This window comes from Paenibacillus mendelii, assembly GCF_024498075.1.
Lineage (GTDB): Bacteria > Bacillota > Bacilli > Paenibacillales > Paenibacillaceae > Paenibacillus_Z > Paenibacillus_Z mendelii.
In genome coordinates this window covers 166,012-178,688 of sequence record NZ_JANHOF010000011.1, presented here as the reverse complement: position 1 = coordinate 178,688, position 12,677 = coordinate 166,012, and the positions used below count along the sequence as shown (strand labels likewise).

Annotated in this window: 9 protein-coding genes and 1 pseudogene; 7 read left to right on the top strand and 3 right to left on the bottom strand. The window is 45.8% G+C overall.

Annotated features, from left to right (window positions below; genetic code table 11):
- Nucleotides 1-25: 25 nt before the first annotated feature.
- From NNL21_RS25910 to NNL21_RS25900, 3 genes are all read left to right on the top strand, one after another.
- Complete coding sequence (locus tag NNL21_RS25910; protein ID WP_204821247.1) at nt 26-994, top strand: hypothetical protein; 969 nt, start codon at nt 26-28, stop codon at nt 992-994.
- 542 nt (nt 995-1,536) lie between these two features.
- Nucleotides 1,537-4,152 (top strand): phosphoenolpyruvate synthase, encoded by a 2,616-nt coding sequence (ppsA, locus tag NNL21_RS25905; RefSeq protein ID WP_204821246.1) that lies wholly within the window; start codon nt 1,537-1,539, stop codon nt 4,150-4,152.
- 172 nt (nt 4,153-4,324) lie between these two features.
- The gene (locus tag NNL21_RS25900; RefSeq protein WP_204821244.1) at nt 4,325-4,570 is read left to right on the top strand and encodes a carbohydrate kinase family protein; all 246 of its coding nucleotides are present in this window, start codon (nt 4,325-4,327) and stop codon (nt 4,568-4,570) included.
- Between the two features lie 393 nt (nt 4,571-4,963).
- On the opposite strand, the gene NNL21_RS25895 is transcribed toward NNL21_RS25900, so the two are convergent.
- Nucleotides 4,964-5,758: a helix-turn-helix domain-containing protein gene (locus tag NNL21_RS25895; protein WP_204821242.1), complete on the bottom strand. Its 795-nt coding sequence runs from the start codon at nt 5,756-5,758 to the stop codon at nt 4,964-4,966.
- Nucleotides 5,759-5,881: 123 nt separating this feature from the next.
- On the opposite strand from NNL21_RS25895, the gene NNL21_RS36625 reads away from it, so the two are divergent.
- The 4 genes from NNL21_RS36625 to NNL21_RS25875 all read left to right on the top strand — a co-directional run bounded on the left by NNL21_RS36625 (nt 5,882) and on the right by NNL21_RS25875 (nt 10,811).
- Nucleotides 5,882-6,046, top strand: coding sequence for a hypothetical protein (locus tag NNL21_RS36625; protein WP_256555485.1), 165 nt, complete (start codon nt 5,882-5,884; stop codon nt 6,044-6,046).
- Complete coding sequence (locus NNL21_RS25885) at nt 5,989-7,695, top strand: FAD-dependent oxidoreductase (RefSeq protein WP_256555484.1); 1,707 nt, start codon at nt 5,989-5,991, stop codon at nt 7,693-7,695. The genes NNL21_RS36625 and NNL21_RS25885 overlap by 58 nt, the downstream gene beginning before the upstream one ends.
- A gap of 79 nt (nt 7,696-7,774) precedes the next feature.
- A complete protein-coding gene (locus NNL21_RS25880) occupies nt 7,775-8,374 on the top strand; it encodes an ABC transporter permease subunit (RefSeq protein WP_204821239.1) in 600 nt (199 codons plus the stop codon).
- A 79-nt stretch (nt 8,375-8,453) separates the two neighbouring features.
- Nucleotides 8,454-10,811 (top strand): DUF4838 domain-containing protein, encoded by a 2,358-nt coding sequence (locus NNL21_RS25875; RefSeq protein WP_204821237.1) that lies wholly within the window; start codon nt 8,454-8,456, stop codon nt 10,809-10,811.
- Nucleotides 10,812-11,119: 308 nt separating this feature from the next.
- Here NNL21_RS25875 and NNL21_RS25870 read toward each other — a convergent pair whose 3' ends face one another.
- Both NNL21_RS25870 and NNL21_RS25865 read right to left on the bottom strand, forming a co-directional pair.
- On the bottom strand, nt 11,120-12,085 hold the full coding sequence (locus tag NNL21_RS25870; protein ID WP_204821235.1) for a hypothetical protein: 966 nt from the start codon (nt 12,083-12,085) through the stop codon (nt 11,120-11,122).
- A 284-nt stretch (nt 12,086-12,369) separates the two neighbouring features.
- Nucleotides 12,370-12,491, bottom strand: a pseudogene (locus NNL21_RS25865) (IS110 family transposase); the annotation flags it as partial.
- Nucleotides 12,492-12,677: the final 186 nt, after the last annotated feature.

The following is a 12,677-nucleotide window of genomic DNA, read 5'->3' as shown; positions in this document are numbered from 1 at the left end:
AAACAATAAACTGGGGGGAACAACAATGAAAATTGATTCAAACAAGTTTGAGTTTGGAATCGAAAAGGAATATGCAATAATTTATAAGGAACGTGACTTCATAAGTTACTTATTAGCATCACAACAGATCGTAAATAATATAAAGTCTATGGCGGACGTTCATGAAAATATAGTAAAAAAAGTGAATGAACTGTTTACCAAAGGTTGGGAGATACATCCTGAGTATTCCAATGCCTTGATAGAAGTCGCGTCTCCTCCCTACACCTTAGATGATTTTGATGAAATTTTAGAAGGTTTTCAAGTATTTGAGGAAGTTATACGTTATTTATTGATTGACTTCAAAGTTAAAAACACAAATCTAAAAGGAGAGATTTTATTAACAGATAAATATAGTTCTTCGACAGATACGTTCATTAACTTCAAAAAAGAAAAAATCACTGATATTAAACAAATAATACTTACAAATGAAGTAGTTACTTTTCTAGGAAGTAAGGATCAAATTCCCAATTCCTTTAAGAAAATTAAAGATTTAAATTTACTATATGCGGGGTTTATTTCTACTCATGTTACACTACATCCTAAGTATTGTTCAAAATGGGATATTAAGCATGAGGCAGAATACTTCTGGAGCTTATTAACCCTTCTGTTTTTGTCTGAATACGATATAAATGACTGTACCTTTTATTATAAAGGTACAGATGAAATCAGGTGTTCAACAACACCCAGAAGCGAACTAATATCATGGGCGGATAGGACAAGTATCTTCTATGAAAGAAGTATTAAAGAAATAATGGAGAGCGATGTTCAAGAGAAAGTTGATAAATATAATCTTTATTTAGATGAACAAGACAAAGGCAACCGAACTTATTTAGCTAAAGTAAAACATATTGAAGAATATCCATTATTTGAAATTAGAAGGTTTCATAGTGGAATATCACTTAACCATATTAAAGAATTTTTGTTAAGAGCAAGTAAGATAAAATTGGATACATAAAATAATGTGGTACGACTGGAACTACCGGCTCAATGATACCAAATTTAGTGATTGGATCATGTGTGATGATGAAAGGATTGGCGGCGCAATTATCAACAATGGAACGGTTATGTATCCATTTTTGATATCGCCTTTCGCAGACAGAACTGTTTTTTGGGAAGCATTATTTAGTTGTTGCAATGATATTATACAGATTATTGGGGACTGGGATTATCGCTACAAGCAGGGGATACCAAGGGATGGCGGTTACGGATGAAGTAGTAATCCGTTTCATGTTCAAAACGGGAGTGAGCATATCCGAGATATTAGAACAAACCGGAACCATGGTTTTTGATGTGACTAATGATAGCGGGAAATCAAAAAAGAACCTGAGTAGTTTAATCAGGTTCTTTATATTGCATATAAACAGACACGATGATATAATCGGATTACGACTCCAAACAGTCACATGAACACAATCGTTTCATCTTACAATTTAATTGTACCATGCCGGAAAACTCTTGTCAAATGTTTTCTAAATTAATGGTTAGGAGAGATATTGAATGAGTTCTTTGGTTCTCGGTTTTCAGGAAATGGAAAAAACGCCGCTTTTGCTCGTAGGCGGAAAAGGGTTAAATTTAGGGGAATTATCAAAAATCAAAGGAATACAAGTACCAGAAGGATTTTGTGTTACAACAGTGGGATATCAAAAAGTCATCGAACAAAATGAAATGTATCATGCTTTGTTGGATCGTCTAACTATGCTAAAAGTAGAAGATCGAGATCAAATTGGTGAAATCAGCAGGAAGATTCGACAAATCATTATGGATGTAGAAATTCCTTCCGATGTTGTGAAAGCAGTTACTCACTATCTCTCCCAGTTTGGTGATGAACATGCTTATGCAGTGCGTTCCAGTGCGACTGCTGAAGATTTACCACATGCCTCTTTTGCTGGTCAACAAGACACCTATTTAAATATCATCGGCGTCGATGCCATCTTGCAGCATATCAGCAAATGCTGGGCTTCCCTATTTACGGATCGCGCGGTAATCTACCGTATGCAAAATGGATTTGACCATAGTCAAGTTTATTTATCCGTTATCGTTCAAAGGATGGTTTTCCCGCAGGCTTCAGGGATTGTATTTACCGCCGATCCGATTACCTCTAACCGAAAGCTGCTATCAATCGATGCCAGTTTTGGACTTGGAGAAGCACTCGTCTCTGGCTTGGTATCTGCCGATTGTTATAAAGTACAGGATGAGGAAATCGTCGATAAGAGGATAGGAACCAAAAAATTGGCTATCTATGGACGAAAAGAAGGCGGAACAGAGACACAGCAGATCGATCCTGATCAGCAAAAGACTCAAACACTTACTGAACAACAAATTTTACAACTGGCACGCATCGGAAGACAGATCGAGGCTTATTTTGGTTGCCCACAAGATATCGAATGGTGTTTGGTTGATGATACATTTTATATTGTCCAGAGTCGGCCAATCACTACTTTATACCCGATCCCTGAAGCGAATGATCAAGAAAATCACGTCTATGTATCTGTCGGTCATCAACAAATGATGACCGATCCCATGAAACCACTGGGATTGTCTTTTTACCTGTTAATTACTCCTGCACCTATGCGTAAAGCCGGTGGGAGGTTGTTTGTTGATGTTGCACCTAGGCTGACTACACCTGACAGCAGAAAAATGTTATTAGATGCCATGGGACAACACGATCCGCTCATGAAAGACGCACTTATGACCATAATAGAGCGAGGAGATTTCATAAAGCCTTTACCAAATGATAAGCAAGAACAGAGTTCCGGCAAAAGCAATAAAAGTGTGTCGTCTGCGGATTCTACGGTACAATTCGAAAACGATCCGACAATCGTTTCTGAATTGATTAAGCGTAGTCAAACATCGATAGAAGAGTTAAAACAAAGCATCCAAACGAAATCAGGATCGGATTTGTTTGATTTTATACTAGAAGATATCCAGGAATTAAAGAAGATCTTATTTGACCCAAAAAGTTCGAGTGTGTTTATGGCTGCTATGAATGCTTCATCATGGATCAATGAAAAAATGAACGAGTGGTTGGGTGAAAAGAACGCAGCAGATACGCTTTCTCAATCTGTACCCAACAATATTACTTCGGAAATGGGTCTGGCGCTATTGGATATCGCAGATGTGATTCGTCCTTATCCGAAAGTAATTGAATATTTACATCATGTAAAAGAGGATAACTTTTTGGATGAACTGGTTAAGCTTGATGGCGGGCAGGAAACCCAAGACGCTATCTATGATTATCTTAACAGATACGGAATGCGATGTGCCGGAGAAATCGATATTACTAAAACTCGTTGGAGTGAAAAACCAATTACACTTGTCCCGATGATTCTGGGTAACATCAAAAACAGTGAGCCTCATGCCGGCAATCGTAAATTTGAGCAAGGGCGACAGGAAGCTTTAGAAAAAGAACAAGAGTTATTAGATCGATTAAAGCAATTACCGGATGGTGAACAAAAAGCCAAAGAAACAAAAAGAATGATCGACCTCATCCGGAATTTCATCGGTTATCGGGAATATCCCAAATACGGCATGATTAATCGCTATTTCGTTTATAAGCAAGCTTTACTGAAAGAAGCCGAACAACTCGTACAAGCGGGCGTTATTCATGAAAAAGAAGATGTATACTATCTCACTTTTGAAGAACTTCGCGATGTCGTACGCCATAATAAGCTGGATTACCAAGTCATCACCAAACGAAAAGACGAGTACAAATTATATGAAAAACTAACTCCCCCACGTGTTATTACGTCTGATGGTGAAATCATTGTAGGTGAGTACAAACGAGAGAATCTCCCAGCCGAAGCTATCGTAGGTCTACCTGTTTCTTCCGGCGTGATTGAGGGACGAGCGCGTGTCATCTTAAGTATGGAAGATGCTGATCTAGAAGATGGAGATATATTAGTCACCCACTTTACTGACCCTGGCTGGACACCATTGTTTGTATCCATTAAAGGACTCGTCACCGAAGTTGGTGGACTGATGACCCATGGAGCAGTTATCGCACGTGAATATGGCTTGCCAGCAGTTGTCGGAGTGGAGAATGCTACCAAACGGATAACAGATGGGCAACGAATTCGCGTCCATGGAACAGAAGGGTATATCGAAATATTGTAATGGCTTTAAATACTTGGTGTCATGTATGGATCCGTCATTTTACCGATTATTTCGTGCCGAGCCAGACAGAGGCCGAGCACATTTTCGGGTCCCCAGACCCTGTTGGGATGACGAAAGCCATTCCTGAGAAGCGGGGGCTTATGGCTTTGAAGCGCGGGAGCGAGGGGCGTCTTTGTTGGAGCCTTCGGGGACATGGATTCATGCGGAAGCGTTACACGTAGCGCCGATTGATATGACAGGCGCGGGAGATTCCTTCAATGCCGGATTTCTGTATACAACCTTGCACGGAGTGTCGGCCGAGGAGTGTCTCCGTTTCGGGTCGGCTTGCGGCGCAATGGCGACTCTGCGGATAGGAGGCGTCAAGGGAGCGCCAACGACGGATGTAGTGCGGCAGTTTATGGCGGGGCAGCAGCGTTGATACTGCCCCCACGGAAGCGGGGAGATTGCACCGATATGGAAATATCTGTCCATTATTGGGACCTGTGATATAGACGGAGAATATGCCATTAGCTGAAAATACCTATAACTGGTAATTGAAGTTAAATAAGGAGGATGATGTCTCTAAGCTAAAAAAATCGCCTTTGCCACATGATGACAAGAAAAGCTGACGATCTGATCATAAACGGTTGTAAAAAACATCGCCCATATTGCTGGCGATGTTTTTTATGTTTGGTTCATTGTTCATTAAGCTCTTGTGAATTGGCGATGACAGAACTTTATCTCATTCCCGATTAAGACAAGGACATGATCCCATTACCGTCAGTTCACTGCTAATGGGAACGATAAGGTTAAACTGTTGCCGCTTTCGCCGCTAATACCGGTTTTGCTTGCGGAATTCGGACGGGCTCACGCCCATTACCTTGCGGAACACCCGGCTGAGATAGAAGCCGTTCTCGTAGCCGCATCTTCCCGCTATGACATCGAGCGTCCACTCCGTTACCAGCAACAGCCTGCATGCCTGTTTTACTCGAATCGACGTTAGATATTGCAGAGGGTTGACGCCGTAGGCGTTTTTGAATCTGCGGATAAGCTGCACGGGTGTCATGCCGAAGCGCTGCGCGACATCCCGGATTTCGATCGTTTCATGGGCATGGTGATTCAAATATATCGCGACATCGCGAATGAGTTCGTCATGCTCCAGTAAAGGTTCGGTATCGGGGGATTCCATCGCCTGCTGCGCAATCATCAGCCAAATGTCCGCCAAATAGTGCTGCTTCAGCCTTTGATTATCGAGGCTATAGGACATTTGCTGATCCGCCTGCCTTAAGCAGCTGTAGTTTTCGGACAATCGCCTGATCTGCGGCAGCCTTATTTTCCGCTGCGCTAGAAGGGGCTGAAGCTTTTGCGGTTCTCCTTCGGGGAGGAGGAACGTAATGGAATGAAAGCTTAAGGGCGTCAGCACGTTTCGATGAAAAGCGATCTGGGGCGGGCACACTACCACGTCTCCGAACTCGGCCACTCCGTAATTTTCTCCAATTTGGTACTCGAATGTCCCTTCCTCCACCGCAAAAAGAACCCAAGTCACGTAGATATCCTTCTCTAATAGAAATTTATTTTTTTTGAGCCAGTACATATGATAGACGAATTCGGGCAAACCTGCAGGCATCTCGCTTCACCTCGTCCGACGTGAAATTTTGGATATGAAAAAGAAATTTTATGAATTCTAATACGCAAATGTAAGATCGTAATATGTAATTAAAGATATCATAGAATGCAGAGGAGTCAATGGATGATGGGGAAGACTGATACGAAAATGTTGGACACGGACATTTTGATCGCCGGCGGAGGGATGACGGGGGTGGCGCATTGGCTGCGGCTCGCAACGGAGCCCGGGTCATTTTATGCCAGGACCGTTCCGTTCTTGGCGGAAACGCATCGTCGGAGATTCGCATGAATATATCTGGCTCATCCACAATCGGGAAGGAATTGGAGACGGAGCGCAGAGAAAGCGGCATAATCGAAGAAATCGTGCTCGAATGCTCGGTCAGAAATCCGCAGCGGAGCGCGAGCATGCTGGACTTGATCTTATATGAAAAGTGCCGCGCTGAACCGAATTTGACGCTGCTTCTGAACACGACGGTTGTCGAAGCCGATGTCGAGGGCTCATGTATTCGTTCCGCTTATGCGGTGAGAGAAAGTACGGAGGAAAGCTTTACGATTCGTGCTGACATTTTTGTGGATTGTACGGGCGACGGCAGACTGGGATTTGAAGCGGGGGCCGCTTTTACGACAGGCCGCGAAGCGACCCATGAGTTTAACGAGTCCGGCGCGAGCCTGAACAGGGACGCTTTTCGTCTCGGATCCTCCCTTTTGTTTACATCGAAGGATATGGGCCGCCCGATGCCGTTTACCCCGCCGAAATGGGCCCGCAAGTTTACGGAGGAAGATTTGAAGTTTAGAAACCACGACGCCTGGGAGTTCGGCTATTGGTGGGTGGAGTTCGGCGGCACGCTGGATACGATTAAGGATAACGAACATATCCGTGACGAGCTGCTTGCGATCATGCTGGGGGTGTGGGATCACATCAAAAATAGCGGCAATCACCCCGATTCCGAAAATTGGGCGTTGGACTGGTTCGGCTTCCTTCCGGGCAAAAGAGAGTCCAGACGATTTATCGGCGAGCACGTACTGACCCAAAACGATATTCAGCAGGCCGTCGATTTTGATGATGTAATCGCTTACGGCGGCTGGTCGATGGATACCCATCCTCCTCAAGGCATCGATGCGAAAGACGAGGAGCCGTGCAATCAGCCGTTTACGCCTTATCTTTACGGCATTCCGCTGCGTTCGATGATTAGCGGGAACATTTCGAATCTGATGTTCGCAGGCCGCAATTTATCGGCTACCCATATCGCGTTCTCCAGCACTAGGGTCATGGCGACTTGCGCGGTCATGGGGGAAGGGCTTGGAACGTTCGCGGCAACGGCGGTGAAGCGCAAGCTTCCGCTGGAACAAGCGTGGCGCGAAAGCGGCGTCGTTAAGGAGGCTCAGCAGCAATTGCTTCGGCAGGGGGTTTTTTTGCCCGGCATGAAGCTGGAAGGAAATCTCGCGAAGCTTGCCAGGATTTCCGCATCGTCCGAGCAAAAGCAAGGAAAATGTAGAAATGTTGTGGACGGGCATACTCGCGCGGTCCATGGGGAGAAGGGGGTACGTCCCGACCTTACGTCAGCCGGCACGCATCGCTGGATGACGGAGCCGGGAGACGGCAGTCCTTGGCTGGAGCTGGAGTGGGAGGAGCCGGTATCGGTTTCCCGGATTACGATCGTACTGGATACCGGGCTTCACCGTTTATTGATGCTATGTCATTTGGACGTGCTTCAGAATCATATGCAGTGGGGGCGGCCGCAAGCCGAAACGCTGAAGGAGTTTAAGCTGATTGCGCATGGTGAACAAGGGAGGACGGAAATCGCACATATCAAGGACAATTATCAACGAATGATTCATCTGCCGGCAACGCTGAAAAATCTGAAGACGCTCCGTCTGGAGATCATCTCTACGAACGGGTTGGACCATGTGCGAGTGGTCGAAATCGTTTGCGAGTAACCTGGCTTGCGATGCGCTCTCGGAGGCATCGTCATTGCGTTCCAGGATTTTAATTTGCTGAAGGCATATGGGGAAGCGAATGGGTTGGTTTCGAAAATTTCCGCTATCTTTTCCAGTCGGACGATTTCTTCACGATTTTACGAAATTCGTTAATTATAAGCTTCTATCAAGTCCTGTCGGATTTCCCGCACCGATCTTGCTGGCTATCCTGCTGAACGAAATTCGGAATCTGCTGTTCAAAAGAGTCGCCCAAACGGTGCTGTATTTGCCGCACTTCATATCGTGGGTCGTTATCGCCGGCATCATTATCAACACGCTGTCCCCATCGTCAGGCTGGGTTATCCGGCTGGTCGTCGATTTCGGCGGAGAGCCGATTCATTTCCTGCTTAAGCCCGAATATTTTCGGACAATACTGGTTTCCGCGGAAATATGGAAGGAGCTCGGATGGGGAACGATTATTTACCTGGCCGCGCTTACGTCCGTGGACCCGTCCCTTTATGAATCGGCCACGATCGACGGGGCCAACCGGCTGCAAAAAATATGGTATATTTCGCTTCCCAGCATTACTACGACGATCGTCATTTTTTTGGTTTTGCGGGTCGGCAGCGTTTTGGATATCGGCTTCGAACAAATCGAAGTAATGTTGAATGATTGTTCACACTCCCTTTATCGGGGGTGAAACAATAAAAATTCTGGCCATCAGGCCGAGCCTTCCGGAATGACCATTCCGGGAGGCATCAAAAAAAGGAGGAATCAATTTGATTTTGAAAGGAAAAAGGTTCGTTTTGCTGTTGATTTTTGTTTTGGCCGTAACCCCGCTGCTTATGGCGGCTGGACAGGCGAGCGCCAATAACCAGAGCTTGGCGGACGAGACAACAACGAAGCATGGGCAAGATGGCGCAGAACAAGGCGTTATGCTTGTGAGCGACGGCAACCCTTCAGCAACCGTTGTGACGACGGTATATGCTTCGGCATTGGAGAAGAAGGCGGCAACGGAGCTGGTGAATTACATCAAAAGCATATCCGGGGCCGAGCTTCCCATTGTAACGAATGAGGAAGAGGCAACCGGAACGAAAATTTATATCGGAGGGGCAACACCCGAAATCGACTTGAATACCATCAGTCAAGGCGGAGATGATCCCGCATCTTTCCGTTTAGCAGCGGCGGCGGATTCCATCCAATTGTATGGGCTCTCGGATCAAGGAACGTTATTCGCGGCCTTTGAGCTTCTTGAGCAAATTGGCGTACGATGGTTCATGCCCGGAGACATTGGCACGGTAATCCCGTCGAAGAAAACGATAGCGCTTCCAATGCAAGATACGATTCAGCACCCGGGTTTTTCGGTCAGGGCGATGCAAGCAACCGAAGCCTATCAGAAACCTCCCGGACTTCCGAACGGCGTCAATTTGAATGAAGGCAAGCCTTGGGTTGAGCATATGAGGCTGAATCAAAAGTTTTACGGAACGCATGGCATTCCGTGCACCATCAGCGCAAAGGATCGGCCCGATTTGTATCTGCCGAACGAGAACGGACAACCGACGAATCAATTTGACGTCACGAAGCCTGACGTTCTGGCCTGTGTCGTACAGAGCTCGCTAAAGAAATTGCAGCAAGATCCCAATCTTAAAGTGTTGAGTATGGGACCGAACGACGGTCTTGTAAAGGTGCTTCAGCCTCACCCTGAATGGGATGGGAATGACTTGGATGCAACGCACGACACCTTGTCGTTAACGGATCGGTACGTGAAATTTATCAATCTTGTTTTGGAGCAGCTTGAGCAGGCCGGATATTCGGATGTCAGCATCGGCTTTACCGCTTATGACACTTACTACCAACCGCCGGTTCGGTGGAAACCGCATCCCAGACTCATCCCGGTCATCGCTTCGATTACGGTAGACCGCTACCATGCCATAGACAATCCACTTTCTTGGGAGCGCGGTCACCTAAAAGAGATAATCGACGGCTGGCGGAAATTAGGGGTTGAACCGCAGATTTACCAGTATCTCTATAACCTTGCCGATCCGGGCCTTCCCTTTTCGATGGTCGATCAGGTGTCCAGCGAGTTTAAGTATTACAAGCAGAACGGCATCGCCGGCATTCGCGCCGAAAACTTGCCGGCTTGGGCCTATCATGGTCCAGGGCTTTATCTGGCGGCCAAGATGATGTGGAATCCGGATCTGGATGTCGAGGCTTTGCTGGACGATTACTATACGAACTTGTACGGTCCAGCGGCCGAGTCGATGCGGGAGCATTTTGAAACGCTTGAGCAGGCTTTTGCAAACGCCGATTACTTTGTCGGAAACATCTATGATTTCCCTCACATTTTGACGGACAAGGTCAGGAAGGAAATGGAGAAAACGCTAAGCATGGCCGAGAAGGAAGCGAATAAATCGAACGATCCGGTATACGGCAAACGCGTTGCGATGGTGCGGCTTGCTTACAGCTTCGGCGACAACTTCCTCGGCATGATGGATAACATCAATCGCTTGGATTTTGTGAAGGCCAAAGAGCAGTTTGACCGAATTTATGCGCTCCGGAATGAAGCCGTATTCCATTCGCCTGTCATTTTAAATCCGTGGGCATCATTTCTGTATACCGATATCTTTTGGAAGAATTTAGTGACGGAAGGAGAACAGCGCGTTACCGGAGGAAAGCGGGTAGTCGCCCAAATGCCCGACGAGTGGAATGTTATGCTGTTCCCGCACGATAACGGAGATCTGTTAGGTTTGTGGAAACCCGGCTTGGGAACGAAGTCGTGGATGAAGCTGAAGACGCATTCCGAAACCTGGTCCAGCCAAGGACTGCGCTATTACAAAGGCCACGCATGGTACCGGACGGAAGTACAGGTAGACAAGAATTTCGACAACGGCAATCCGATCCACCTTTGGTTCAGCAGCATCGACGAGACGGCCAGGGTTTGGATGAACGGGCAGGAGCTGCCGTTAGTGAAAAAGGGCAGCGGGTTAACGTCGCCATGGGAGTTTGATGCAACGAACGCTATCGAATTCGGAGAGTCCAATTTAGTCGTCGTTGATGTAGGCAATGCGATATTGGATGAATTGGGCACAGGCGGGATTACGGGACCGGCAATGCTTTGGGAGGTTGCATCCAACTAATCTGCCGTTAGCCGGTAATGAAACCCTGATAGGAAGCCCGTCAAGGTAATGAATACCATGGCGGGCTTTTCCTTGTACCGGATTGGCGGTTTTTCACCTTTTTGCCTGTAGTGGTCATATGCCGAGAGGCTATTCAGGGAGGAGTCGTCCGTCATGACAAAAAAAGTTTCCATTCATAATCAAAAAGAAGTACAGGAATGTCATAAATATAGAAATTCCTCCTACGTTACGTAGGAGGAATTTCGTTCCACTGCTCCAGGGAAACCTTCTTTTTCAATTGCCCCAGCGAATGCCGCAGGCCTATTTTATTAGTTAGAGGCGCTGTAGTTCTTAAAATAGTGCACCCCGTCGTGAGCGGTATCCCCCGGTTTCGTTCTTCGATTGGTGTTGAACCAGAGTTGATCCCCATTGGCGATTCCGACACCCTCAATCTCAAAAAGATCTGAGTATGCAGAGGACGTAATACGGAACGACAGATTATCATCCGCTTGGATCGTTCCCGATGCAGTAGATATATTACGATAAACAAGTACAATGCTGATGTTCTTATAGGTCATCGGTATGTATATGGTATTGTTATAATAACCGAAACCTTGGAATGCATACGAAGAGATGTTGGAGATCCTCTTGCCGTTTACCAGCGCATCTTCTATATTTAAGCTAAAGCTGTTAGTTACATTAATTGTGCCGCTGTTGGCAGTCAGTGGAAGGGTTCCTCTGTAAAGGGTTCGACCGGATTTGAAGAGAAAGCTGATGTTGCTAGTATTCTTGCTGGTAATTTTCACCCCTGACATTGCCTTGTTTGCACCATTGTATTTAATGGTGTAGTTACCAACTTTGTAATATTTCGTCCCAACATACTTCAATTTTACGAGACTCATGCTTCCGGCGTTCATGGTAACGATAAACATATAATAATCTCCGTCGATTGTGCTGAGTACCACATCGTTTGCATGGCCGAGATAGGTGGCGTATGTTTTTCCATTATCACCGTTTGTCATGAGCGTAGTGCTTCCGTCGCTCATTTTGGTGCGGTAAATAACTGCTTTCGTGTTGTCACTGTTAACTTTTACGGAATAAGTGTAGGAAGAACCTACGGCGAATCCCTGTGCTGCGTAAGCGCTATTTGCATTGTTGAGCTTTGCGACGTCGGTGTAAGTGTTGTAATATGCTGCACTGGCAATGACAGGCATCAACATTGACACACAGAGGAGATAAACGACAGATAGGGTCAAACGTTTTCCCAATCCCATGCTTGTAAACACACCTTTCATATAAGATACCTTCATAAATATACTTTACGGACCTTTATTTATTTAAACAAATTTAATAATGGTTCAAACAATTGTAAACATACGTATATTACATTTAATAGGAATCATTCACGAATTCCTGAATTTCGATGTTATCCTTTCCTCGTCATCCAGCTCTCTAAATACTTGAAAGTCAAGCAAACCTTCTTTTGCCCGTTCGGCGACGTTCCGGATATAGCTGAGCTTGTTCTTGGATCGTCCCGCTGAACGCAAGAGTTCCTCTTTGTTAGCTTTTGCCGACTAAACGAAACTCTTGCATTCAGGTCTCCAAACAACCATGGTATTCCGGAAAGACTTGATCTAGAACAGCCTGAAATTTCAGCTTCGCTTGCACATACATATCCGTGATCGAGTCGTGCTGCTTTGAGAAAAACCAGATAATCCCCAAGTTGGTAGGCGCGTCAGCGAACGTGATGTTCTACTTTATTGTCGATTACGATGAAGAGAAGGGCGGCGCTTCTTGTCGTAAACCCATAGCCTTTCTAAGTGTCCACTTATTTAGCAAAGGGTGGGTTGCCCGTTGTATGTTCACATAACGGCAACAAGCCTGGGA